This window comes from Streptomyces sp. NPDC101165, from assembly GCF_044768135.1.
Taxonomy (GTDB): Bacteria; Actinomycetota; Actinomycetes; order Streptomycetales; family Streptomycetaceae; genus Streptomyces.
The window spans coordinates 1-23,896 of the sequence record NZ_JBIWPG010000010.1 but is presented as its reverse complement, the minus strand read 5'-3'; the positions used below and the strand labels follow the sequence as shown (position 1 = coordinate 23,896).

Sequence of the window (23,896 nt, the reverse complement as noted above, 5' to 3'; positions counted from 1 at the left end):
CGAACCACCGAAGAACCAGGAGCAGTTCAGCATGGCGGCACCCAGCAATCGCTACCTCGGCAAGTTCCGCGGCCGGGTCGTGGACAACAACGATCCGCTGCACATCGGCCGGATCACGGCCGAGGTCCCGGACGTTCTCGGCGACGAGCCGTCCACCTGGGCGCTGCCCTGCCTGCCGTTCACCGGACCGCAGGCGGGCCAGTTCGTGGTGCCGCCGCCCGGCGCGGGTGTATGGGTGGAGTTCGAGCAGGGGGATCCCAGTTTCCCCGTGTGGACCGGCTGCTGGTACGGCGACGCTGCCGAGCTGCCGCCCGACGCGCGCCGCGAGCTGCAGGCGAACGCGGCGAACAAGCCGGTCGTCGTGCAGACCCCGCAGGCCCACAAGATCGTCATGAACGACACCGCCGGCGCCGAGCAGGGGATCCTCCTCCAGGCCCAGGGCGGCGCCTACATCCGCATCACCAAGGAAGCCGTGGTCATCGCCACCGGCGCGGGCGCCGAGGTCGTCCTGCGCGGCCGCGAAGTGACCATCAACGAGGGCCAGTTGACCGTCCTCTCCAAGCGATAGACAACGGGGGAAAGAAGTTGTCCGGAAGTCTGCTGGACGCGGGCGCCGTGATCGGCTGCCCGCACGGCGGCCGTGCCGCGCCCGCCACCACACCCTCCGGCGGCGTACGGATCGCGGGCGCCGCCGTCGCCACGGCCGCCCACGCGTATGTCGTCACCGGCTGCCCGCACACGCTCGACGGGGTGCCTTCGCCGTGCGTCTCGGTCCGCTGGACCGCCGTCACCTCCGGCGTCACCGTCGACGGCGCGCCCGTGCTGCTCGACACCTCTGCCGCCCAGTGCTTCAGCGCGGCCCTAGTCCCGCAGGGACCGCCCGTCGTCCAGGCCGCGCAGCGAAAGGTCACCGTCCGATGACGCCGACGAGCCCACGCACCCGCACCGACATCGCGTTCCCCTTCCACGCCGACCGCCGGGGACGCACCGCGCACGCCCGCTCCGCCGAGCACGTCCACGACCTGATCGAGCAGCTGCTGTTCACCAGCCCCGGCGAGCGTGTGATGCGGCCCGACTTCGGCTGTGGACTGCTCGACCTGGTCTTCGCCCCGAGCAGCCCCGAACTGGTCAGCACCCTCGAACTCTCCGTCCAGGCCGCGCTGCAGCGCTGGCTCGGCGACCTGGTGGAGGTCGTGGCCCTCGACATCGAGAGCGGCGACGACGTCGTACGCGTACATCTGTCGTACCTCGTACGCGCCACCGGGGCGGTCCGCGAGGACGTCTTCGAGGGGAGGGCGGCATGAGCGCGGGAACCGCCCGGCGGGCCAAGGTGCGGGCCGCCCAGCTGGGCGGGGTCGACGCCGTCGAGGTCGGCGACGACGGGCTGCTGCTCACCGTCACCTTCCTCGGCAAGGCCCCGCACGGCCTCGGCCCCGAGAACGTCCGCATCGACGGCGGCCGGCGCATCACCGGCATCACAGCCGTCGACGTCAGCGTCGAACGCGAGGAGGACCCGGAGCTGGACGACCGGCTCTACGTCACCCTCGACCGGGCCGGCGACACCTCCCGCTACCGGCTGTCGCTGGTGGAGGCCGACCCCTACGGCCGGCCCGGCACCGAGCCGTACCGCGGCTTCGACCAGCGCTACCACAGCGCGACCTTCGCCTTCCGGCCCGACTGCCCCACCCCCTTCGACTGCACGGACGGGACCGAGGAACCCCCGGTCTTCCCGACCGCCCCGGTCATCGACTACACGGCCCGCGACTACGACACCATCCGCAAACTGCTGCTCGACCGGCTCGGGCTGACCACCCCCGACTGGATGGAGCGCAACCCCGCCGACCTGGGCACGACCCTCGTGGAACTGCTCGCGTACACCGGCGACCAAATCAGCTACCAGCAGGACGCGGTCGCCACCGAGGCCTACCTGGACACCGCGCGCCGCCGGGTCTCGGTGCGCCGGCACGTCCGGCTCATCGACTACGCGATGCACGACGGCTGCAACGCCCGCGCGTACGTGACCGTCGAGACCGCCGCCGACCACACCCTGGCCCCGGGCACGTTCCGTTTCGCCTCCGTCGACGTGCGCACCCTCGACCCGCACGACCGACCCGAGCCCGGCACCGTCATCGACGAGAACGACCTCGGCGACCTGGACGAGCGCGGCTCGGTGGAGGTCTTCGAACCGGTCGTCGCCGCCGACCCGCTGCGGCTGCGTGTCGCGCACAACGCGATCCGGCTGTGGACCTGGGGCGACGAGGTGTGCGCTCTGCCCAAGGGGGCCACCGCGGCCACCCTGCGCGACGAGTGGGCGGACCCGGAGACCTGCCGGGAGCGCCGGCTGGACCTGGAACCGGGCGACGTCCTGGTCCTGGAGGAGGTCAAGGGCCCGCGCACCGGCACCCCCGGCGACGCCGACCCCGCCCACCGCCAGGCCGTACGCCTGACCTCCGTCACCCCGGGCCTGGACCGTATCGAGGACCAGCCCGTCCTGGAGGTCACCTGGGCCGCCGAGGACGCCCTGCGCTTCCCGCTGTGCCTCACCACCCGCGGCGGGCGCGACTGCCTGCCCGTCGAGGACGTCACCCTCGCCCGCGGCAACGCCGTCCTCGTCGACCACGGCCGCTCCGGCTCGACCGAGACGGTCACCGTGCCGCCGGTACCGGCCGTCGTGGCGCCCTGCGACCCTCCCCCAGCCTCCGGCCGGGGGTACCCCCATCTCGCTTCGCTCGCATTCGGCTGCTACGACCGTACGGAGGGCAACGCGCCCGCCCGGCTCCTCGGCTCCCTCACGGACAAGGCGGAGAGCGGCCGGGAACTCACCCCGGACGACGTCCGCGAGCTGTTCGAGGTCGTGGGGGAGCGGGCCGCCGTACGCGCCGGGCTCGGCCTGGAACGCGCCGGGCAGCGGCACGAGCACGTCGTGCCCGGCACGTCGTACGCACAGGCCGCCGCGCTGCGGACGCTGCTCGGGCAGTCCGTCTACCCGGGCATCCGCCCCCGCTTCCGCCCCGTCCTCGGCCGGGCGCCGGTCACCCAGGCCGTGCCGTTCCCCGACCCGGGCACGGTCGCCGCCGGGCAGGCCGAGCGGATCGCCGCCATCCCCGGCCGGGTCCGGCAGCGGCTCGTCGATCTGTGGCGCAGCGCGCGTGACCGCGACGGGCTCGGCGAGGAGGAGATCAACGAACTCGCCCTGATCTACGGCCTGAAGGTGCTGGAGCGGCTGGAGCTGCGCCGCCACCCGGTCCGCGCACTCCGTGAACTCCTGTACCGCACAGATGAGTTGCTCGACACCAAGCTGCGCCGCGTCGAGATCCTCGCCGCGCGGGCCCGCACCGGCACGGTCCTCGACGGACACATCGCCTGGGAGATCGCCCACAGTTGGGGCCCGGCGTACGCGGCCGGACTCCACCCCGAGGAGCCGGTCCTGCGTGGCTCGGCCACCGTCGCGCTCGCCCAGGACCCGCGCCGCGCGCTGCCCGCCGTGCGACTCCACGACGGCACCGACACGGTCTGGGAGCCGCGCCGCGACCTGCTCGACAGCGCCGCCCGCGACCGGCACTTCGTCGGCGAGCCGGAGGACGACGGGCGCCTCGCCCTGCGCTTCGGCGACGGACGGTACGGCGCCGAGCCGGCGCCCGGAGCGCGCCTGGCCGTGCGCTACCGGCTGGGCGGCGGCTTCGCGGGCAACGTCGGCGCGGAGGCCATCAACCACCTCGTCGTCGAGGCGGGCGGCGCGGCACCGGCCGCCACGGTCCGTAACCCGCTGCCCGCCACCGGCGGCACCGAGCCCGAACCGCTGGAGCAGGTACGTCAGTTGGCGCCGCTCGACCTGCGTCGTACCCGGCTGCGCGCGGTCACCGCAGAGGACTACGCGGCCCTCGCCTCCGCCCTGCCGGGAGTGCAGCGGGCCGCCGCCGAGATCCGCTGGACCGGCAGCGTCCAGGAGGCGCACGTCGCGATCGACGCGTACGGCAGCGGCGCCCCGTCCGACGAACTGCTCGCCGCCACCGCGCAGGCCCTGGAGGCGTACCGGCGCATCGGGCACGACCTGGTGGTCGGCCCCGCACGGCCGGTGCCGCTGGACATCGCTCTCACCGTGTGCGCCCTGCCCGGCCATCAGCACGGGCAGATCCTGGCCGAGCTGTACCGCGTGCTGGGCAACGGCCGGCTGCCCGGCGGACGGCTCGGCTTCTTCCACCCCGACGCGCTGACCTTCGGCGAGCCGGTCCGGCTCAGCCGCCTGGTCGCCGCCGCGGCGGCCGTCCCGGGGGTGGAGAGCATCGAGGTCACCCGGCTGCGGCGGCTGTTCGAACCTGACCGAGGAGAGAGGGAGGACGGCGTGCTGCGGCTCGGCCCGCTGGAGATCGCCACCTGCGACAACGACCCGGACCGGCCCGAACAGGGCCGGCTGGCGATATCCCTGGGAGGCTCCCGATGAGCCAGGCCTGCTCCTGCGGCGGCGCGTGCGGCGGCCACGACGAGCGCCTCGCCCCCGCCCCGCCGCACAACCCGCCCGGCCGCACCGCGCTCGACTACCGGGTCGGCGAGTACGGCTCCTTCCTCGCCGCCCTTCTCGACCGGCTGGCCTCGCCGGCCTACCCGGCCCTGGCCGGGCTGACCGTCCGCACCCCGGACGATCCGGCCGTCGGCCTGCTCGACGCCACCGCCGTCCTCGGCGACCTGCTCACCTTCCACTCCGAGCGGATCGCCGACGAGGCCTACATCCGCACCGCCAACGAGCACCGCTCCCTGGTGCTGCTCGGACGGCTCGTCGGGCACCGGCCGCGCCCCGGGGTGGCGGCCTCCACACATCTGGCGTACACCCTCGAACGCGACCCGCGCGCCGAGGCCCTGTCCGTGCTCGTCCCGCGCGGGGCGCGCAGCCACAGCGTGCCCGCGTCCGCCGACGAGCCGTCACTGACCTTCGAGACGGCGCGGGACCTGACCGCCCGCTGGGACTGGAACGAGCTGAAGGTACGGCGCCGCCGCCCCTCCCTCGTCACACCCGAGGACCTCGAACGCCGCTCCGAACTGTTCGTGGAGGGCACCGCGAACTCCCTCCAGACCGGCGACCAGCTGCTCTTCGTCTTCGGTGAACAGGCGGGCGGTGAGCGGAAGCTGCTGCCCGTCGCCGGCGTCCGGATCGACCGCGACGACGAGATCACCGCGATCTCGCTGCCCAAGTCGGCCCCGCCCACGCTCAAGGAGCTGGTGGACGAGGTCCGGCGCTGGACCGCCGAGCCGGCCGCCCCCGGTGAACCCGGCGACGAGCCGCCGACCCCCGACATCCCCAACCCGCGCCCGGTCAGCCGCCTGATCGAGGACTTCGACGACCAGGTCCTCGCCCCGCTGCGCACGGACCTGGACGGCGTCAAGACCCCGGAGCGCCTCGCCGCCCGCCTCGGCGAGCCCATCGCCCGCCTGCGCGAGGCCGAGGTGCTGGCCGAGCCGTACGAGGACGTGGCGGCGTGGTTCGAGCAGCTGGAGGCGGTGCTGGCGGAACTGGCCGAGCGCGCACTGGAGTTGGCGCCCGCGCAGCCCGCACGACCTGCGCAGCCCGGGCAGCCGGCCCGGCTCGCGCAGCCGACGGAGACCTCCGGCGAGAAGGCCACGCTCCCCGATCCGCGCCAGGCCGCCCTCCAGGCGCTGAGCGCCGTCCTCCCGGCCCTGCGCACCGCCGCCCCCGCCCCCGGGCGGGGGACCCGCGGCCGCCGCCCCGGCTCCGACACCGCCCGCCTCCTCTCCGCGCTCAACCCCGGCCTCGGCAGCCTCTACCCGGCCTGGCGCACCGCCGCCGCCCCCGGCGCCGTGCAGCTCCTGCGCGACCTGCTCGCGATGCGTGCCACCGCGGCCCCGTTCGGTGCCACCGCCCCGCTCAAGCCCGTCCAGGACGAGCGCGGCCGGGTCATCCGCACCGCCGACTGGCCGCTGACCGGCGCGGTGCTGGCGAGCATGCGCGTGGTGTACGACCCCGCGGGCAAGGTCCCGGTCCGGGCGGAGTTCCAGTACGTCGAGGGCAGCGGCAGCGACCAGCGCGCCGAGAACCTGCCCGTCGCCCAGCCGGTCACGTTCATCCTGGGCCCGGGCCAGGTCGACCTGTCGACCCGCGCTCCGCAGGACCGCGAGCTTAGCTGGCTCAGCCGCCGTCCGGCCACGGCCGAGGAACCCGGCGTCACCGTCCGCCTCCACTCCGGCCTGCCCGAACGCAGCCTGTTCGTGTCCCGGCCGGACGACGACGGCCAGGTGCACGTCGGCATCCACAACGGCACGGCCCAGGAGATCTCCCTGCGGCCGGGCGAGACCAAGCAGATCACCCACGGCGCGTACGAGGTGAGCCTCAGGTACACGGTGGGCAGCACCGAGCCCAACGTCGAGATCGTCATCGCGGGCAAGCCGGAGCCCCTCAACCGCCGGGTCCTGCAACTGGACGGCGTGTACGACGGCATCACCGTCGGCAGCTGGGTGGCGATCCAGCGGCCCACGAAGGGCACGGCCGTACCCGGCGACGCCAGGTACGCCTTCGTCACCACCCAGGTGGTGGCGGCACGTACGGCGGCGTACTCCAACTACGGGATCACCGGCCGCGGCACCGAACTCACCCTCGCGGAACCCTGGCTGGACGAGTCCGACGTCCTGCTCTCCCACATCCGCGACACCACCGTGCACGCGGCGGGCGAGGCACTGCGCCCGGCCGACGAGCCGCTCGGCGAGGACGTGCACGGCAACGAGATCGAACTCGACGAGCTGTACGACGGGTTGCGCCCCGGCCGCACGCTCATCGTGAGCGGCGAGCGCGCCGACGTCCCGGGCTCCACCGGCGTCACCGCCACGGAGGTGGTCACGATCGCCGCCGCCGACCCCGCCGTCGACCCGCAGCTCCCCGGCGACCACGTCCACACCCGGCTCACGCTCACCACCGACCTGGTCCACCGCTACCACCGGGCGAGCGTCCGCGTCCTCGGCAACGTCGTCGACGCCACCCACGGCGAGAGCCGCGAGGAGGCCATCGGCAGCGGGGACTCCGACCGTGTCAACCAGACCTTCGCCCTCTGGCAGTCCCCGCTGACCTGGCTCGCCGCCGACAACCCCCTCGGCGCCACACCCGTCCTGGACATCCGCGTGGACAGCGTGCTCTGGCACGAGGTCGACAGCCTCGCCGGGCGCGGTCCGACCGAGCGGGTCTACATCACCGGCACCGCCTCCGACGGCCGCACGACCGTGACCTTCGGCGACGGCATCCACGGCGCCCGCCTGCCCAGCGGTCACGAGAACGTCCGCGCGCGCTACCGCTTCGGCACCGGCAAGGCCGCCAACGTGCCGGCCGACCGGATCACCCAGCCGCTCACCCGCCCCCTCGGCGTCACCGCGGTCACCAACCCGCGCCCGGCGACCGGCGGCGCGGACGCGGACGGTCCCGGACTCACCCGCCGGACGATCCCGCTCGCGGTCTCCGCCCTGGACCGGCTGGTCTCCGAGGCCGACTACGAGGACTTCGCCCGCTCCCGCGCCGGAATCGGCCGGGCGACGGCCCGCGAACTCTTCGACGGACGGCGGCGCGTGCTGCACGTGACGGTCGCCGGAACCGACGACGTCCCGCTCACCGAGGACAACCTGCGGCCCCTGCGCGGGGCGCTGACCGAGTACGGCGACCCCAACCTGCCGGTCCGGGTGGACGCGCGCGAACTGGTCCTGCTGCTGATCACCGCCAAGGTGAAGCTCGCCCCGGACCACGCCTGGGAGTACGTCGAGCCCAGGCTGCGCCAGGCGCTGCTGCTCCGACTCGGCTACGAGGGACGGGAGTTGGGCCGCCCGGCCCGCCTCTCCGAGGTTCTCGCCACCGCGCACTCGGTCCCCGGCGTCGACTACGTGGACGTGGACGTCTTCACCGGCGTGCCCGCCTCCGCCACCCCGGAACAGCTCACCGCGCTGCTCGCGCGCCCCGGCACACCGAGGGCGTCCGTCCCCGCGCACCCGGCGTCGTACGAGGAACGGACCCACACGGTCCGCCACACGCACGGCGAGACCCTGTCGTCCGTCTGCGCCTGCCACGGCATCTCGCTCGCCGAACTCCTGCGCCTCAACCCCGACATCACCGACACCCGGCGCCTGGACGAGGGCCGGACCGTGTTCGTCTTCCGCGGCATCCGGCCGGCCCAGCTCACCATGCTGTCGCCACGGGCCGCGGACACCCTGATTCTGACGGAGGTCAAGTGATGTCCGCGAAGCCGACGGATGTCGAGTGGGAGGCGCCGGCCCCGGTGCTGCCCCGGGAACCCGACGGGCTCGCCGAGCTGCTGCCCCGCTGGCACCGGCTGCGCGACGCCGAGGAGGGCGAGCCGCTGCGGGCCCTGCTCGCGGTGATCGCCGAACAGCTCGACCGGGTCCGCGACGGCGTCCAGCAGGGCTACGAGGACCTGTTCGTGGAGACCGCGGCGCCCTGGGTCCTGCCGTACCTCGGCGACCTGGTCGGCTACCGCACCCTGCCCGGCTACGAGCGGGTCCTCACCACCGGCCTGCACACCGGCGGCCGGGACGCGCTCGCCGAGGCCGTCGCCCCGCGCCGCGACGTGGCGGCCACGGTGGCCAACCGGCGCCGCAAGGGCACCCTCCACCTCCTGGAGGAGCTGTGCGAGCAGGTCGCCGACTGGCCCGCCCGCGCCGTCGAGCTGTCCCGGCTGGTGGCCCACACCCAGCCGGTCAAGCTGTACGGCACCGGCCGGCGCGGGGACCGCGGACGCCTGCTCGACCTGCGGGACGGCAGCGCGCTCGCGCTGGCCGGCGGTCCCTTCGAGCAGACCGCCCGGACGGTCGACGTGCGGCGCGCCAACTCTCCCAAGAGGCAGGGAGGTCGGACTCCCGCCGGAGTCGGTCTCTTCGTCTGGCGGCTGAAGCCGTACTCCCTGACCTCGTCCCCGGCCTACTGCATCGACCGGGCCCGCAACCTCTACACCTTCTCCATCCTGGGCAACGACACCCCCCTGGTCACCAAGCCGGTCCCGGAGCCCTCGCCCGCGCACATCGCCGCCGTCGACAACGTCCCGGCGTTCGTCACCCGTCGCCTGCTGCACGACCGGCTCGCCGACTACTACGGCCCCGGCAAGAGCCTGGTCATCCGGCGCGACGGCGAGGACCGGCCCGTACCGCCCGCCGACATCGTCGTCGCCGACCTGTCCGACTGGCGCTACCGGCCGGGGCGCGGACAGGTCGCCGTCGACCCGGAGCTGGGCCGGATCGCCTTCGGCTCCCGCTCCGCGCCCCGGCAGGGCGTGTGGGTCGACTACCACTACGCCTCCGGCGCCGACATGGGCGGTGGCGAGTACGAGCGCCCCGACCGCGAGCCGCTCCCGGACGCCGAGTTCTACCGGGTCGGCCCCGGCCAGCCGTACCAGCGGATCATGGACGCCTACCGGGCCTGGCAGGACGAGGGCAGCCCGGAGCGCACCGGCGTCATCGAGATCACCCACAGCGGCGCCTACCAGGAGCAGCTGGACTTCGACCTCGACCCCGGCGACCGCCTCGAACTGCGGGCCGCCGAGGGCACCCGGCCGGTGATCCGGCTGCTGGACTGGTACAGCAACCGCCCCGACGCCCTCAACATCCGTGCGGTGCAGGGCGACTGCGCCCCGCACGAGCGGCCGCGGGTCGTCCTCGACGGGCTCCTCGTCGCCGGCCGCGGCATCAACGTCACCGGCCCGATGGGCGCCGTCGTCGTCCGGCACTCGACCCTCGTGCCCGGCTGGTCGCTGGAGCCCGAGTGCGAGCCGCACTCGCCCGACGAACCCAGCATCGTCCTGGACCGCACCACCGCCTGCCTCCAGATCGAGCACAGCATCCTCGGCACCATCGAGGTCATCGGCGACGAGGTCTCGGAGGACCCCCTCGACATCCATCTGCGCGACAGCGTCCTGGACGCCATCGGTCCCGACCGCGCGGCCCTCTCCGCCCCGGACTGCCGCCACGCCCACGCCGTCCTGCACCTGCACCGCACGACCGTCATCGGCGAGGTGCACACGCACGCGGTGGAGATCGCCGAGAACTCCGTCTTCACCGGCAGGCTCCACGTGGCCCGGCGCGGCATCGGCTGCCTGCGGTACTGCTATGTCCCGCCCGGCTCGCGCACCCCGCGCCGCCATCGCTGCCAACCCGACCTCGTCGCCCCCGAACAGGCGGGGCGCGTACGGCCTTTGTTCGCCTCCGAACGCTACGGGACGCCCTGGTACGGCCAGTTGGCGGACCGGTGTGCCGAGGAGATCCGGCGCGGCGCGGACGACGGCGCCGAACTCGGTGCCTTCCACGACCTGTACCGGCCCCAGCGGGAGGACGGCCTCAGGGCGCGGCTCGCGGAGTACACACCCGCCGGCGCGGACGCCGGGATCTTCTTCGTGACGTGAGCAGTGCCGCCGTACGACCCACCCGCAGATTTCCGAACCAGGGGGACCCCCTTCATGCACGCTGATCTCTCTCGCTCCACCTTCCGCCCGGAGCGGCACTACTCCGCGGTCGTCGCCCAGCAGGGCCGTGTCCAGCTGGACGCGGACCTCAACGAGCAGGCCGCCATCCAGCTCCACCAGGCCCGCACGCTCGCCGCCGACCTGATCGGCCGGCACGGGGGACCCGGCGGACCCGGCCGGGTCACCGGCTTCCGCATCGAGTACGTGGGCGGCAAGCTCGACATCGACACCCTGTACATCCACGGCGGCCGCTACTACGTCGACGGCATCCTGTGCGACGCCGACCGCCCGGCTGCCGGCATCCCCGTACCGGACGAGCACGACAAGGAGCCTCCGGCTCCCGAGACCGACGCCCACTGGGACTACTGGAACCAGCCCGACGGCTTCCGCGACCCGGAGAACCACGCCGACCGGCTGCCCTCGCCCGCCCAGTCACCCTTCGTCGTCTACCTGAAGGTGTGGGAGCGGGCCGTCTCCGCGGCCGAGGACCCGGCGCTGCGCGAGGTCGCCCTCGGCGCCGCGCTGCCCGACACCGCCGTCCGTGCCAAGGTGGTCTGGCAGGTGCTGCCGCTGTCCCTGTCCGCGCTCGACATCGAGGCGAGCGAGCCGTCCGCGCAGGCCGTGCGTGAGGCGTTCGAGTCGTGGGCGAAGGCCCAGGCGGAGCCCTCCGCCCGGCTCGCCGCCCGCAGCGAGCGGCCCGAGCACGCCGACGAGGACCCCTGCCTGGTCCGGCCCGACGCCCGCTACCGCGGCCCGGAGAACCAGCTGTACCGGGTCGAGGTGCACGCGGGCGGCGAGGCGAAGGACGCCACCTTCAAGTGGTCCCGGGAGAACGGCTCCGTGGTCTTCCCGGTCGACGAACTGGACGGCACCTGGGTGCAGTTGGCGACCCTCGGCCTCGACGACAAGCTCGACCTGGACGTCGGCGACCACGTCGAGTTCACCGACACGGCCTATGCCTCCCGCCTCGAACCCCTGCCCCTGCTGCGGGTCGAGGAACTGGACCTGCCCGGCCGCCGCGTCCGCCTCTCCGCCGAGCCGGACCCGCGCGTCGGACGCCTCCCGCACCTGCACCCGTTCCTGCGCCGCTGGGACCACCACGAGGGTCCGAGGCAGAAGGGCCGCACGACGGCGCTGAAGGGCGGTGCCGTCCCCGTCGTCGAGGGGGAGTGGCTGCCCCTGGAGGACGGCGTCGAGGTGTACTTCGCCAAGAGCGGCGGCTACCGCACCGGCGACCACTGGCTGATCCCCGCCCGCACCGCCACCGGCAGCGTCGAGTGGCCGGCCGACGCGGCGCGCCGCCCCCTGCTCCAGGCCCCGGCCGGGATCGCCCGGCACTTCGCGCCGCTGGCCCTGGTGCAGGGCGAGGGCAGCACCGTCGACCTGCGGTTCGCCTTCGGCCCGCTCGGCACGGACATCCCCGCGGCCGACCGGACGGCCCTGGACGCCGAGGCCCTGGCCGCGCGCGAGGAGCAGGCCGCCGAGGCCGACCCCTCCGGCGGCCGCTCGCAGACCACAGCGGCGGCCGAGGCCGCCGTGGAAGGAGACGACTGATGGCTGAGCCGATGACCGGGTCGAAGCTGCTGGAGGTGCTGCGCGCCGAGGGCCTGACCGTCCACGAGGTGCGCGACTGGCGCCACCACAACCGCAACACCAAGGGCCCCTGGGGCCCGGTGAACGGTGTGATGATCCACCACACCGTCACCTCGGGCACCGAGAACTCCGTGAACATCTGCTACAACGGCTACTCCGGCCTGCCCGGCCCGCTGTGCCACGGCGTGATCGACAAGCAGGGCCATGTCCACCTCGTCGGCAACGGCCGCGCCAACCACGCCGGCCTCGGCGACAGCGACGTGCTGCGCGCGGTGATCAACGAGACCAGACTGCCGCACGACAACCAGGCCGACGTCGACGGCAACCGGCACTTCTACGGCTTCGAGTGCATCAACCTCGGCGACGGCAGGGACCCCTGGCCGGAGGCGCAGAAGGAGGCCATCGAGAAGGTCTCCGCCGCCATCTGCCGGCACCACGGCTGGTCCGAGCGCTCCGTCATCGGCCACAAGGAGTGGCAGCCGGGCAAGCAGGACCCGCGCGGCTTCACCATGGACGGCATGCGCAAGCGGATCGCCGACCGGCTGGCCGGAAAGGGCGGCGGCACGGACCCGGACCCCAAGCCCGCGCCCAAGCCGAAGTACGCGCCGTTCCCGGGCAGCGGCTTCTTCCACGTCGGGCAGAAGTCCCCCGTCATCACGGCCATGGGCCGCCGGCTGGTCGCCGAGGGCTGCGGGCACTACGAGGAGGGGCCGAGCCCCGAGTGGACCGAGGCCGACCGCAGGTCCTACGCCGCCTGGCAGCACAAGCTCGGCTTCAAGGGCAAGGACGCGGACGGCATCCCCGGCAAGGCCAGCTGGGACCGGCTGAAGGTGCCGTCGGACGGCTGAGCCGGCGGAAGGGCGTCAGCGCTGCTCGGCGCCCTTCTCCTGCTGCTCCTTGTGCAGCTTCTTGATCCGCACGGATTCCTTGCGGACCTCGGCCTGGGTGGCGCGTTCCTTCTCCAGCCACTCGGGCCGCTCTTCCTTGAGCGCCTCGATCTGCTCGGTGGTCAGCGCCTCGGTGATCCCGCCGCGGGCGAGCCCCGCGATGGACACGCCGAGCTTCGCGGCGACCACCGGGCGCGGGTGCGGGCCGTTCTCTCGCAGTACGCGCAGCCACTCCGGCGGATTGGCCTGCAGCTCGTTCAGCTCGGCGCGCGAGACCACACCCTCCTGGAACTCGTCGGGGGTGGCGGGGAGGTACACACCCAGCTTCTTCGCCGCGGTCGCGGGCTTCATGGTCTGGGTGCTCTGCTGCGAACTCATGAGGCCAAGGGTATCGGCCGCGTGCCGGACGGCTGACCACGGCCGGTAACCTGGCCTGGTGACAGGCTCGGAGGAAACACCGTCGTTCCGGCTCGCGTACGTCCCCGGAGCGACGCCCGCCAAGTGGGTGCGGATCTGGAACGAGCGCCTGCCCGACATCCCGCTCACCCTCGTCGCGGTGCCCAGCACCGAGGCGGCGGACGTGCTGCGGGCGGGCGAGGCCGACGCGGGCCTCGTACGGCTGCCGGTCGACCGTACGTTCTTCAGCGCGATCCCCCTCTACACCGAGGCCACGGTGGTCGTGGTCCCCAAGGACCACCTGATCACGGCGGCGGACGAGGTGACCCTCGCCGACCTCGCCGACGAGGTGCTCTTCCACCCCCTGGACGACGTCTTCGACTGGGACAGCCCGCCCGGCGAACCCGCCTTCGAGCGCCCCGCGACGACGGAGGACGCCATCGAGCTGGTGGCGGCGGGAGTGGGCCTCCTGATCGTCCCGCAGTCCCTCGCCCGGCTCCACCACCGCAGGGACGTCACCTACCGCCCGGTCGTCGACGCACCCCAGTCGAGCGTCGCCCTGTCCTGGCCGGAGGAGGCCACCACCGACCTGGTGGAGGACTTCATCGGCATCGTCCGCGGCCGTACGGTCAACAGCACGCGCGGCCGTACGGCGCCGCAGGCCGAGGCGGAGCAGAAGCGGAAGCGCCCGGAGCAGGGTGGCACCCGGCAGAAGCCGGCGGCCGCGAAGTCGACGGGCGGCAAGCCCGCGAGCCGTACCGCACGGGGCCGCACGGGCTCCGGGGGCGCCAAGCCGGCCAAGCGCGGCAAGCCGCGCCGGAGGTCTTGACCCTTCAGGACCCGCGCCGGAGGACGTGATCCTTCAGGATCCGCTCCGGACCGGCGCCTCCGCCCCGCCTCCTCGGAACCCCGCCGGGCCGTCTCGCCGGCGGTCTCCGACTCGGGATGCACATGCCGTTCCCGCAGGTCCGCCACCGCCAGTACCAGCGCGATCATGATGATCCCCACGGCGGTGAGCAGCCCGAGCTGAATCGCCGTGACCGAGCGCCCTTGGTTGGCCAGGTGCGCGAAGTACACCGCGCCGACCACGGCGATCCCGGCGGCCGAGCCGACGCGCTGGCCCGTCTGCAGCACCCCGCCGGCCGCACCGGCACGGTGTACGGGGACGCGGGTCAGGGTGAGGGTGGTGTTCGGGGAGACCGCCAGGCCGGAGCCGATCCCCCCGATGAACAGCGGCAGCGCCGAGGCCCATCCCACGGCCTGTCCGGGCACCAGCTGCACCGCCACGACCACCCCGAGCAGTCCCGCGGCCACCGCGCTCAGACCGATGATGACGAGCTTGCGGCCGTGGCGCACCACCAGCCGGCCGCCGATGGCGGCGCCGACCGCGGAGGCGGCCGCGAAGGGCAGGACCGTGAGTCCCGCCGTCAGCGCGCTGTATCCGACCGTGTTCTGCAGGAACAGCGTGTAGACGAAGAAGACCGTGGTGAAGCCCGCGAAGTAGATCAGGCTGATCAGTGCGCCGAGCGTGAAGGACCGCAGGGAGAACAGGTTCAGATCGACCAGGGGCGCCCGCCCGCGCCGGCCCTCGCGCCGTTCCCACGCCCAGAACGCGGCCAGCAGCAGCGCGGCCACCGGCATCAGCGCCCACTTCAGCCGCCCGGTCCACTGCTGCTCCTGCACCAGGGGCAGCATGAGCGCGAGCACGCCCGAGCCGAGGAGCAGCACCCCGAACAGATCGAACTCCTCCCGCCTGTCCGACAGGGAGGGGTACCGGGGCAGCAGCCGCAGTCCCGCGGCGAACGCGGCGACCCCGATGGGCAGGTTGACGAAGAACACCCAGCGCCAGCCGTCGTCGGTGCCGACGGCGTTGATCAGCAGACCGCCCGCCAGCGGGCCCACCGCCGTCGAGACCCCGATGACACTGCCGAGCAGACCGAAGGCCTTGGCCCGCTCGGCGCCCTGGAACATCTGCTGGATCAGCCCCGAGGTCTGCGGTGCCACCATGCCCGCCGCCGTGCCCTGGATCAGCCGGAACAGCACCAGCCAGGAGGCACTGGGCGCGAGCCCGCACGCCGCCGAGGCCAGCGTGAACACGGCGAGCCCGAACAGGAAGGCCTGGCGCCGCCCGCGCATGTCGCCCAGCCGGCCCGCCGGGACGAGCGCGAGCCCGAAGGTGAGGGCGTATCCGGACACCACCCAGGACTGGGCGGCCTCGGAGGCACCGAGCCCGTGCTCCATCGAGGGCAGCGCCACGTTCACGATCGAGGTGTCGAGCAGCGAGATGAAGCCCGCCGTCAGACAGACCCCGAGCGCCTTCCACCGCCGGTCGTCGGGGGCGGGCGGGGCCTGGACTGTGGTCATGGGGTCACGCTAAGCAGCCACCCCGCCCAACGCACGGAAGGAGCACTTCCGCGCGCGTCGGCACCGTCCCCCCCCGCACGCGTGTCGGAGCCGTCAGGGCGTGTACGACGCCTTCCGTGCCGTACGCACGACCGCCTCCCCCTCCTCCTGTCCGAGCAGCCCCGCCGCCACCCACTCCGTCACGACGTCCTGTACGCGCGTGACCAGCGCGCCCTTGTTCCGGAAGGGCGCTCCCGCCCAGATCTCGTCCAGCAGGGTGGTCCCGTCGGACCCGGCGGGGTTCGCCACGCCGGCGTCGAGGCCGCCGAAGACCACCTCGGGTTCGGATCGCCGGAAGTAGGCGTGGGTCGGGTCCTCGGTCCCCTCGAGGAACGGGGCGAACTCGATGCCGTCCTGGGTGTAGTGCAGCGGAGAACCGGAGACCGGGGTCAGGGAGGGCAGCAGGTCGCCGGAGAGCGCCGCGTTCCGGTACAGGCCCAACTTCAGGTATTCCGTCGCGGAGTTGCGGGCCACCAGGTTGACCGGGCCGTAGAACAGGGCCTGCAGGGACGGGTCGTCGAGGGCCTGCTCCACCCGGAGCCGGAACGGCATGCTCACCCGTACCGTGTCGCCCGGCCGCCAGGTCCGCGAGACGCTGAAGTAGCTGCCGGGCGTCGGAGTGCCCTCCGCCGCACGCCCGTTGACCGTCACCCGGAACCCGGCGGTCGCCCACCCGGGCACCCGCAGCCGCAGCGCGAACGAGGCACGGCCGCTGCCGCCGACGGTGAGCGTGCTGCCCTGCTCCCGCGGGTAGGCGGTGGTCTGCGTGATCGTGACGCCCTTCTCGGTCCAGGTCAGGGTGGACGGGCTGTACAGGTTGACGTACAGGGCGCTGCCGTCGGCCGCCGCGAAGTACACCGAGTCCTGGTACTTGGTGGCGCTCTCCATGCCGGTGCCCTCGCAGCAGGTCGTGCCCTGCTTCGGTGTGTAGTCCCGGACATGACCGGGCGTCAGCCCGATGAAGTACGTGACGAGCGGCTTCTCCGCGTCGGCCTTGTCCTGCTTGCTGCCGAGCACCTGGTTGTACAACGCCCGTTCGTAGTAGTCCATGTAGGCCGGATCCTGCTCGTGGAAGAACAGCGACCGGCTCAGTTTCAGCATGTTGTACGCACAGCACGTCTCCGCCGTCGTCGCGCCGATCGTCCCCGCGACGACGTCCCGCGCCTTCCAGAACTCGCCGGTACTGGTGCCGCCGATGCCGTACATGCGAGGGGGTACGACCATCCGCCAGAAGTTCTTCGCGGCGGTGAGATAACGCTGCTCGCCCGTCGCGTCGTACAGCCGGACCAGACCGGTGAAGATCGGTATGTGCTGGTTGGCGTGGAGCCCGTCGAGGACGTCGGTGTCCGCCGCGCACGCGTCGATCAGCCGGTCCAGGTCGAACAGGCGGGCCAGCGCGAGGTGTTCGGCCTTGCCGGTGCGCTCGTGCAGGTCGCAGATCGCCTCGACGATCCCTCCGTACTCGCCGCTGGAGAAGATCCCCCACATGCGCTGCAGGGTGGCCGCGGGCAGCCGGGACAGCCGGGAGTGCATCCAGTCGCCCAGCCCCGAGGCGAGGTCCAGCGCCCGCTCGTCGCCGGTGGCCAGGTGGGCGTCCAGCAGGCCCCGGAGGATCTTGTGCGCGGTGTAGTACGGCGCCCACACCTTCGTGTAGTCGCTGCCGGTCATCGACTCCAGCAGGATGAACTGCGTCTCCGGGTAGGCCGCGAGGAAGCCGGGATGGCTGGGGCCGCCCCAGGTGCGGCGCAGGGTGGCGTCCAGGCCGCGTCCGGAGGAGTCCGCGAAGCGCGCGCCGGAGGTCTCGTCGAAGCGGTACGACACCAGGTCGCCGGGCCCGGCGGAGGTGTCGGCCGCGCGTGCGCCCTGGAGTTCGCCGATCTCGGCGGCGCTCAGCGCGCGCGACCAGATGGCGAAATCGTCGACGGCGCCCGCGAACACCGGGTCGGCGGAGTAGTGCGAGCGGCCCAGCCAGTGGTCGGCGAGGTCGCCCAGGGCCGCCGGGGTGAGCGTCATGGCGGTGTTCCGGGCGACGGCCGTGCCGTTGACGTACAGCGTGCCGGTGCCGGCGCCGAGGGTCACGGCCAGGTGGCTCCACTCGTTCAGCGGCAGCGGAGCGGTCCCGTTCAGGCCCTGCTCGCCGCCGGGGCCCGAGGTGGTGACGGCGAACCGGGGCATGCCGGAGGCGTTGCGGACGACGAGATACAGGTACCGGGTGGAGTTGTCGCCGAAGTCGAGGACGCGGGCCCAGTTCGCGTCGTGGGTGGGCTTCACCCAGGCGGACAGCGTGACCGCGGTGCCGTTCCCGAGCACCCCGGAGGGCAGGTCGACGTACCGGTAGGAGCCGCGCACCTGGTCGACGGCCGAGCCGAAGCGGCCCTGACCGGTCAGGACGGCGGGATCGTGGCGCAGCGCGTCCCGTACCTCGATGAGTGCGCCGACCATGGTGCGGATCTTCTGCGCGAACACCTCCTCGCCGGTGCTCGCGTACGCCTGCGCCAGCATGGTGAGGAAGTGTCCGGTGTAGTGCCCCCGCAGGTTGCCGTTGGCCTCGCCGTCCAGCCCCTCCCAGCCGCCGGGCGCGATCGCACCGCCCGTCGACAGGCCCGCGTTGGCGCGGAAGACCTGGAGCAGCCGGTTCACGTCGTAGCCGCGGGCGTGGTCGAGCATCAGGGCGCGTTTGTCGGCGAACGGACCGCGGCCGAGCGTCACGTCACCCAGCCCGAACGGTCTTACCTTCCAGGAGGGCTGGGCGGCAGCGGACCCCGCCGGTGCGGCGGCCGCTGCCGCACCGGCGGGGTCCGCGGTCAGACCGGTCGCCGCGGCGGTGAGTGCGGTCGCCTGCAGGAGAGTGCGTCGCGAGAGGGGCGGGGTCATGTGCTCCTCGATTCCCATTGTCCGTAATGTCGAACGTCGTTCGACAAGTCGCCCAGAAGATAGAGAAGGGGTGGAGGAGCGTCAACGGTACTGACGGGTAAGGGAGTTGTTCAGTCGGAGGCGGCCGAATCCGTCAGCCAGGTGTACGCCGACTGCGCCGTGAACTCCGTCTGGCCGCCCCGCAGCAGCAGTGCGGCCGTGGCGAACTCGGGAGCGTCGGCCTGGGCGGCCACGTAGGGGACGGCGACGCAGCGCATCCCGGCCGCGTGCGCGGCGGCCGCACCCGGTGCCGCGTCCTCCAGGACCACGCAGTCGGCCGGGTCCGCCCCGAGCCGCCGGGCCGCCTCCAGGAAGACGTCGGGGGCGGGCTTGCCGTGGGCCACCTCGTCGGCCGAGACCACGATGTGCAGGAAGGTGTCCAGACCGGTCCCCGCGAGGATGGCCTCGATGGCCTCGGGGGAGGAGCCGGAGGCCACCGCCATCGGAACGGCCTCGGCCGCCAGCAGCTCCACGAACTTCCGCATCTCGGGGTAGGCGTGCGTGCCGGCCCGGGCGAGCTCCAGATAGCGCCGGTTCGTCGCGTGGAACAGCTCGTCCACCGTGGCGTCCAGGCTGTAGCGCTCCCGCAGGATCGCGACCGTCTCCAGGGTGCTGATCCCGACGTAGCTCTCGTGCTCCGCCCAGGTGAAGCCCGGGACGCCGTGCTCTTCCAGGGTCTGCCGGCTCGCCTCGTAGTAGTTCGGCTCGCTGTCCACCAGCGTTCCATCGAGATCGAAGATGACCGAAAGCGTGCCGAGCTTGCTCATGCGGTCCAGCATGCCAAGCGTCAGGCGCGGGCCGCTCGCCCGACCGACTCCACCAGGGGCAGCAGCCGGTACGGCACGCGTTCGCGCAGGGCCACCTCGGTGCGGGTGCGCACCACGCCCGGCAGGCTGATCAGCTTCTGGATCACGTCCTCCAGATGGGCGTTGTCCCGCCCCACCACCCGGGCCAGCAGATCCCCGCCGCCCGTGATCGAGAACGCCTCGACGATCTCCGGCACGGCGGCCAGCGCGTCCCCGACGTCGTCCAGATGCCCCTGGGTGACCTCGATGTGCACAAACGCCAGCACCGGGTGGCCGAGGGCGGCGGGGGAGAGCGAGGGGCCCGTACCGGTGATCACGCCGTCCCGTTCCATGCGGTCCAGGCGGGCCTGGAGCGTGCCGCGGGCGACGCCGAGGATGCGGGCGTACTCGCGCACGCTGGTGCGCGGCTGCTCCAGGAGCAGCCGCAGGATGCGGGTGTCGAGTGCGTCCACGGTCATGATCTACGACTGTACCAATGGCTCAGCGGGCGGGCGCCCCGGTAGGCCGCCCGACCTGGTCCGTTGGTATTCAGCCGGACGATCGTGCGCGTGCGGTGCTGGACCAATGGCCCAGTGATTCAGGCGTCACTTGAGCCATCGACCTGTGTGATGCTCTCATGGACACGTCGATGGCGCTGCGGATCCCCGCGGCGCCTTTTGTATGCCGGTGTTCCCGGTGTTCCCGGTGTTTCCCAGGGGAGGACGTCAGTGCTGAAGAGGGTGTTCGTGGCTCCGGACCCGGGGCGGACGCGGTTGCGTTTCGCCGCGCGGGCCGTCCTCGGCATCGGGCTGGCCGTCGTCGTGTGCGGCCTGGCCGGGCACTCGCTCGTCGGCGCGGTCACCGGCGGTCTCGCCGCGCTGCTCGCCCTGTTCACCGTCACCGACGCCACCGTGCGCGGGCAGGCCGTCACCACCGCGCTGCTGCCCGTCGTCGGCGTGCCCGTGCTCGCCGCCGCGGCCGAGCTGCACGATCACCCGGTGGCGCGGGACCTGACCTTCCTCGCCGTCGTCGGTGCCGGCGTGTACGCCCGCCGCTGGGGCCCGCGTGGTCACAGCCTCGGCGTGTTCGCCTTCATGACCTTCTTCGTGGCCCAGTTCCTGCACGCCACGCCCGGCCGGCTGCCCGAGCTGTACGCGGCCGTCCTGCTGTCCGTGCTCAGCGTGGCCGCGGTGCGCTTCGGCCTGTGGTGCTACGAGCGCCGGCTGCCCCCGGCCGTCGTACCCGCGCCGCCCGCCGGGTCCGGGCTGGCCCGCGTGACCACCCGGCAGGCGGTCCAGGCGGTCGCCGGCGCCGGGTTCGCGCTGGTCGTGGGGCAGCTGGTGTCCGGGCAGCGCTGGTACTGGGCCGTGGGCGCCACCTGGTGGGTCTTCGTCAACACCGCCTCGCGCGGGGAGACGCTGGTACGCGGCTTCCGGCGGGTCCTCGGCACGGTCATCGGCATCGGTCTGGGCTTCCTCGTCGCCGTACCCGTGGCCGGCGCGCCGGTCCCGACGGCCGTCCTCGTCGCGGTCGCCGTCTTCGGCATCTTCTACACGGCCGCCGTCTCGTACACCTGGATGATGCTCTGGGTGACCCTGCTCGCCGAGCTGCTCTACGGCCTGCTCGGTGTCCTCGGCCCCGGTCTGCTCGCGCTGCGTCTCGCCGAGACCGGCGTCGGCGCCCTCGGCGCGGTGCTTGCCGTGCTGTTCGTGCTGCCCGTCACCACCCACGCCACCACCGACGCGTGGATCCAGCGCGCCCTGCGCTGCGTCCACGCCTGCACCGCGGAGGCCGCCGCGCGCCTCGCGGGCTCTGCCACGGCCGACCCGGCGCCGCGCGTGGCCGAGCTGGAGCATCTGCTCGGCCGGGTCCGGCTCTCGGTCGCGCCGCTGGTGCACCCGCTGAACCCGATGCTCGGCCGCAAGCGGCGCGCCCGCCGGGTCCTCGCCCTCCTGGACGACTGTGCCCGGGAGATCCGCGGCCTGGTCGCCGTCGCCGCCGACCCCGAGGCCTCCCACGACGCCCGCCTGGCCACCGCCTGCTGGCGCGTGGAGTCCGCGGTCGAGGCACTCACCACCGGCGGCTCCGACCGCGTCCACCGCCCCTCCGACGCCCCGGCCGAGCCGGCCCTGGCCCACCTGCACGGCCTGGAACGAGCCCTGGCCGACCTGGCCGAGCCCCTACGGACTCCGTCGGGATCGCCGCTGGTGGGGGCCTGAGGGAGGGGTCGGCGCGGCGCCCTCTGCGGCGCGCTTACGGCTGGCCCCAGGTCGCGGTCGAGGGTGGTTCATGGCCGGCGGCTCCGAAGGCGTCCACGGGCCCCACGAGGCTCCCGGTCGAGCCCGCTCTGGGGTGAACCGGCCCGCCGGGGCTGCTGTCGAGCAGATCCCGGCCCACCTGGAGAGCGCCCGCGCCGAGCCGCTGCGGGCTCCGTCGGTATCGCTGCCGGTGGGGGCCTGAGGGGCGGGGCCGGCGAGGCGCGTCTGCGGCGCGCTTACGGCTGCTCCGAGGTCGCGGTCGACGCGCTCAGGGCCACTCCGGAGGTGTCCACGGGTCCCACGAGGCCCCCGGTCGAGCCCCCTCTGGAGCGCGCCGACCCGCCGGGGCTGCCGTCGAGCCGATCCCGGCCCGCCTATAGAGCACGGAGCGTGTCCCTGCCGAGCCGCTGCGGGCTCCGTCGGCGTCGCTGCTGGTGGGGGCCTGAGGGGCGGGGTCGGCGAGGCGGGCGGCCCTACGGCTGCTCCGAGGTCGCGGTCGAGGTGTTCATGGCCGGTGACTCCGAGAGCGTCCACCGGGCCTCCGAGGTCCCGGTCGAGCCCGCTCCGGTACGCGCCGGTCCGTCGGGGCTCCTGGCGCGTCGGCCCTGGCCCACCTGCTCGGGCTGGGGCGCGCCCCGGCTGGCTCCGTCCGGATCGCTGCTGGTGGGGCCCTGAGAGGCGGGGTCGGTGAGGCGCCTCTGGGGCGGCTCTGCGGCTGGTCAGAGGTCGTGGTCGGGGAATTCACCGCCGGTGGCTCCGAGGGCGTCCACCGGGGCCCCGAGGGCCCGGTCGAGGCTGCTCCGGCACGGGTCGGTCCGTGGGGACTCCTGGTGAGTCGGCCCTGGCCCACCTGTGCGGCCCGGAACGGTCCCTGCGGGCTCCGTCGGGATCGGCGCTGGTCGGGGCTCGGGTGGCATCGGCGGAACACTCCCTCGTCACCCATTTGGTCTAGACCTGAGCTGATCGACTGCTACCGTCGGCACTGGCTCGGACCGAGAGGGGACAGCGGTGGCAGAGGGCGGCAGGCGGTACAGGGCGTTCATCGGGTCGTTCACGGCTGCGGGCGGGCCCGGGCTGGTCACCGCGGACGTACGCCCGGGCAGCGGGGCGCTGACCGTCACCGGCCGTCTCGGCGCCGTACCCGACCCCTCCTACCTGGCCCTGTCGCCGGACGGGACCATGCTCTACGCGGTCAGCGAGACCGCCGACGGCGCCGTCGCCGCATTCCGTGTCGGCCGTGACAAGCCGGAGCCGGCGGGGCCGCCCGTGCCGGTGGACGGCAGCGGACCCACGCACCTCAGCCTGTACGCCGGGCACGTCCTGACCGCCAACTACGGCTCCGGCAGTGTCACGGCCGTACCGGTGCGCTCGGACGGCAGCCTGGCGCCCGCGCCCTCGGGGGTGCTCCAGCACACCGGCTCCGGCCCGCACGACCGGCGGCAGCGCGGCCCGCACGCCCACCAGGTGCAGCCGGACCCCAGCGGCCGGTGGGCGGTCAGCGTCGACCTCGGCACGGACTCGGTCCGGGTGTGCACTCTGGACGACGGCATCCCGGCCCTGCACCGCGAGATCGCGCTGCGCCCCGGATCGGGCCCCCGCCACCTGGCCTTCCACCCGGACGGCGAGCACGCCTACGTGGTCAACGAACTCACCCCCACCGTCACGGTCTGCCTCTGGGACGCCGACGCCGGCTCCCTGAAGCCGCTGACCGAGGTCCCGGTCCTGCCGGGCGCCCCGGCCGGCGACGCCCACGCCTCGGGCATCGTGGTCTCGCCCGACGGCCGCTTCGTGTGGACAGCGACCCGCGGCGAGGACGTCCTGTCCGTACTCGCCGTCCAGGGAGACGGACTCCGCCTGATCGGCACGGTGCCGTGCGGCGGACACTGGCCGCGCGCGCTGGCCGAGCGCGACGGCTTCCTCTACGCGGCCAACGAACGATCCGGAGACGTGTCCTGGTTCGCCGTCGACGAGCGGACCGGGCTGCCCTGCTACGACGGCTCCGTCGAGGTCGCCGCGGCCTCCTGCATCGTCTTCGGCTGAGCGGCTGAGCGGCTGAGCGGCCGAGCGGAAGCTGCGCGGCCCGGCGGCAACGGACAGGGCCCGCTCCAGTGATCCTTGAGTTCTAGCGGTCGTCGCAACATCCCAGTTCAAGGGGTGCGATGGACTTCGAGGTCCGAGGAGACCGGAAGCCGCAGGGAGCCAGGAAG

General features: G+C 73.5%; 16 protein-coding genes and 1 pseudogene. 12 read left to right on the top strand and 5 right to left on the bottom strand.

The window, feature by feature from the left end; all coding sequences use genetic code 11:
- Positions 1–31 precede the first annotated feature (31 nt).
- The 8 genes from ACIRVH_RS21980 to ACIRVH_RS21945 are packed head-to-tail and all read left to right on the top strand — an operon-like array spanning position 32 to position 12,895.
- Entirely contained in the window at positions 32–568 is a 537-nt protein-coding gene (locus tag ACIRVH_RS21980) for a phage baseplate assembly protein V (RefSeq protein ID WP_403955804.1), read from the top strand.
- A 17-nt stretch (positions 569–585) separates the two neighbouring features.
- Positions 586–921 carry a hypothetical protein gene (locus ACIRVH_RS21975; protein WP_403955802.1) on the top strand — a complete coding sequence of 112 codons (336 nt, stop codon included), beginning with the start codon at positions 586–588 and terminating at the stop codon, positions 919–921.
- Positions 918–1,304, top strand: a complete 387-nt coding sequence (locus ACIRVH_RS21970) for a GPW/gp25 family protein (protein WP_403955800.1) — start codon at positions 918–920, stop codon at positions 1,302–1,304. Before ACIRVH_RS21975 ends, ACIRVH_RS21970 begins: the two co-directional genes overlap by 4 nt.
- The gene (locus ACIRVH_RS21965) at positions 1,301–4,441 is read left to right on the top strand and encodes a putative baseplate assembly protein (protein WP_403955798.1); all 3,141 of its coding nucleotides are present in this window, start codon (positions 1,301–1,303) and stop codon (positions 4,439–4,441) included. The genes ACIRVH_RS21970 and ACIRVH_RS21965 overlap by 4 nt, the downstream gene beginning before the upstream one ends.
- Positions 4,438–8,217: a putative baseplate assembly protein gene (locus tag ACIRVH_RS21960; RefSeq protein WP_403955796.1), complete on the top strand. Its 3,780-nt coding sequence runs from the start codon at positions 4,438–4,440 to the stop codon at positions 8,215–8,217. Before ACIRVH_RS21965 ends, ACIRVH_RS21960 begins: the two co-directional genes overlap by 4 nt.
- Entirely contained in the window at positions 8,217–10,394 is a 2,178-nt protein-coding gene (locus ACIRVH_RS21955) for a hypothetical protein (protein WP_403955794.1), read from the top strand. The genes ACIRVH_RS21960 and ACIRVH_RS21955 overlap by 1 nt, the downstream gene beginning before the upstream one ends.
- Positions 10,395–10,448: 54 nt before the next feature.
- Positions 10,449–12,008, top strand: a complete 1,560-nt coding sequence (locus ACIRVH_RS21950; protein WP_403955792.1) for a DUF6519 domain-containing protein — start codon at positions 10,449–10,451, stop codon at positions 12,006–12,008.
- On the top strand, positions 12,008–12,895 hold the full coding sequence (locus ACIRVH_RS21945) for a peptidoglycan-binding protein (RefSeq protein ID WP_403955791.1): 888 nt from the start codon (positions 12,008–12,010) through the stop codon (positions 12,893–12,895). Before ACIRVH_RS21950 ends, ACIRVH_RS21945 begins: the two co-directional genes overlap by 1 nt.
- A 15-nt stretch (positions 12,896–12,910) precedes the next feature.
- Here the strand turns inward: ACIRVH_RS21945 and ACIRVH_RS21940 are convergent, their stop codons facing one another.
- Positions 12,911–13,312 carry a DUF5997 family protein gene (locus tag ACIRVH_RS21940; RefSeq protein ID WP_403955790.1) on the bottom strand — a complete coding sequence of 134 codons (402 nt, stop codon included), beginning with the start codon at positions 13,310–13,312 and terminating at the stop codon, positions 12,911–12,913.
- 58 nt (positions 13,313–13,370) lie between these two features.
- Between ACIRVH_RS21940 and ACIRVH_RS21935 the strand changes: the two genes are divergently transcribed.
- Positions 13,371–14,159 carry a LysR family substrate-binding domain-containing protein gene (locus ACIRVH_RS21935; RefSeq protein WP_403955788.1) on the top strand — a complete coding sequence of 263 codons (789 nt, stop codon included), beginning with the start codon at positions 13,371–13,373 and terminating at the stop codon, positions 14,157–14,159.
- Between the two features lie 17 nt (positions 14,160–14,176).
- On the opposite strand, the pseudogene ACIRVH_RS21930 reads toward ACIRVH_RS21935, so the two are convergent.
- The 4 genes and pseudogenes from ACIRVH_RS21930 to ACIRVH_RS21915 form a co-directional block, all read right to left on the bottom strand.
- Positions 14,177–15,694 (bottom strand): annotated as a pseudogene (locus ACIRVH_RS21930) (MFS transporter); the annotation flags it as partial.
- Between the two features lie 93 nt (positions 15,695–15,787).
- Positions 15,788–18,607 (bottom strand): beta-L-arabinofuranosidase domain-containing protein, encoded by a 2,820-nt coding sequence (locus ACIRVH_RS21925; RefSeq protein ID WP_403955786.1) that lies wholly within the window; start codon positions 18,605–18,607, stop codon positions 15,788–15,790.
- A gap of 110 nt (positions 18,608–18,717) precedes the next feature.
- Positions 18,718–19,413, bottom strand: coding sequence for an HAD family hydrolase (locus tag ACIRVH_RS21920; protein ID WP_403955785.1), 696 nt, complete (start codon positions 19,411–19,413; stop codon positions 18,718–18,720).
- A 20-nt stretch (positions 19,414–19,433) separates the two neighbouring features.
- A complete protein-coding gene (locus ACIRVH_RS21915) occupies positions 19,434–19,910 on the bottom strand; it encodes an Lrp/AsnC family transcriptional regulator (protein ID WP_179851790.1) in 477 nt (158 codons plus the stop codon).
- A 249-nt stretch (positions 19,911–20,159) separates the two neighbouring features.
- Here ACIRVH_RS21915 and ACIRVH_RS21910 point away from each other — a divergent pair, with 249 nt between their 5' ends.
- The 3 genes from ACIRVH_RS21910 to ACIRVH_RS21900 all read left to right on the top strand — a co-directional run bounded on the left by ACIRVH_RS21910 (position 20,160) and on the right by ACIRVH_RS21900 (position 23,729).
- Positions 20,160–21,650, top strand: coding sequence for an FUSC family protein (locus ACIRVH_RS21910; protein WP_403955783.1), 1,491 nt, complete (start codon positions 20,160–20,162; stop codon positions 21,648–21,650).
- A gap of 546 nt (positions 21,651–22,196) precedes the next feature.
- The gene (locus ACIRVH_RS21905) at positions 22,197–22,364 is read left to right on the top strand and encodes a hypothetical protein (protein WP_403955782.1); all 168 of its coding nucleotides are present in this window, start codon (positions 22,197–22,199) and stop codon (positions 22,362–22,364) included.
- Positions 22,365–22,697: 333 nt separating this feature from the next.
- Positions 22,698–23,729 carry a lactonase family protein gene (locus tag ACIRVH_RS21900; RefSeq protein WP_403955780.1) on the top strand — a complete coding sequence of 344 codons (1,032 nt, stop codon included), beginning with the start codon at positions 22,698–22,700 and terminating at the stop codon, positions 23,727–23,729.
- The last annotated feature ends 167 nt before the right edge of the window (positions 23,730–23,896 follow it).

What these genes read in the sequence shown, in the direction of transcription:
- ACIRVH_RS21980 (WP_403955804.1), top strand. Translation starts at nt 32, where the DNA reads ATGGCGGCACCCAGCAATCGCTACCTCGGCAAGTTCCGCGGCCGGGTC.
- ACIRVH_RS21970 (WP_403955800.1), top strand. Translation starts at nt 918, where the DNA reads ATGACGCCGACGAGCCCACGCACCCGCACCGACATCGCGTTCCCCTTC.
- ACIRVH_RS21965 (WP_403955798.1), top strand. Translation starts at nt 1,301, where the DNA reads ATGAGCGCGGGAACCGCCCGGCGGGCCAAGGTGCGGGCCGCCCAGCTG.
- ACIRVH_RS21960 (WP_403955796.1), top strand. Translation starts at nt 4,438, where the DNA reads ATGAGCCAGGCCTGCTCCTGCGGCGGCGCGTGCGGCGGCCACGACGAG.
- ACIRVH_RS21955 (WP_403955794.1), top strand. Translation starts at nt 8,217, where the DNA reads ATGTCCGCGAAGCCGACGGATGTCGAGTGGGAGGCGCCGGCCCCGGTG.
- ACIRVH_RS21950 (WP_403955792.1), top strand. Translation starts at nt 10,449, where the DNA reads ATGCACGCTGATCTCTCTCGCTCCACCTTCCGCCCGGAGCGGCACTAC.
- ACIRVH_RS21945 (WP_403955791.1), top strand. Translation starts at nt 12,008, where the DNA reads ATGGCTGAGCCGATGACCGGGTCGAAGCTGCTGGAGGTGCTGCGCGCC.
- ACIRVH_RS21940 (WP_403955790.1), bottom strand. Translation starts at nt 13,312, where the DNA reads ATGAGTTCGCAGCAGAGCACCCAGACCATGAAGCCCGCGACCGCGGCG.
- ACIRVH_RS21925 (WP_403955786.1), bottom strand. Translation starts at nt 18,607, where the DNA reads ATGACCCCGCCCCTCTCGCGACGCACTCTCCTGCAGGCGACCGCACTC.
- ACIRVH_RS21920 (WP_403955785.1), bottom strand. Translation starts at nt 19,413, where the DNA reads ATGAGCAAGCTCGGCACGCTTTCGGTCATCTTCGATCTCGATGGAACG.
- ACIRVH_RS21915 (WP_179851790.1), bottom strand. Translation starts at nt 19,910, where the DNA reads ATGACCGTGGACGCACTCGACACCCGCATCCTGCGGCTGCTCCTGGAG.
- ACIRVH_RS21905 (WP_403955782.1), top strand. Translation starts at nt 22,197, where the DNA reads ATGGCCGGTGACTCCGAGAGCGTCCACCGGGCCTCCGAGGTCCCGGTC.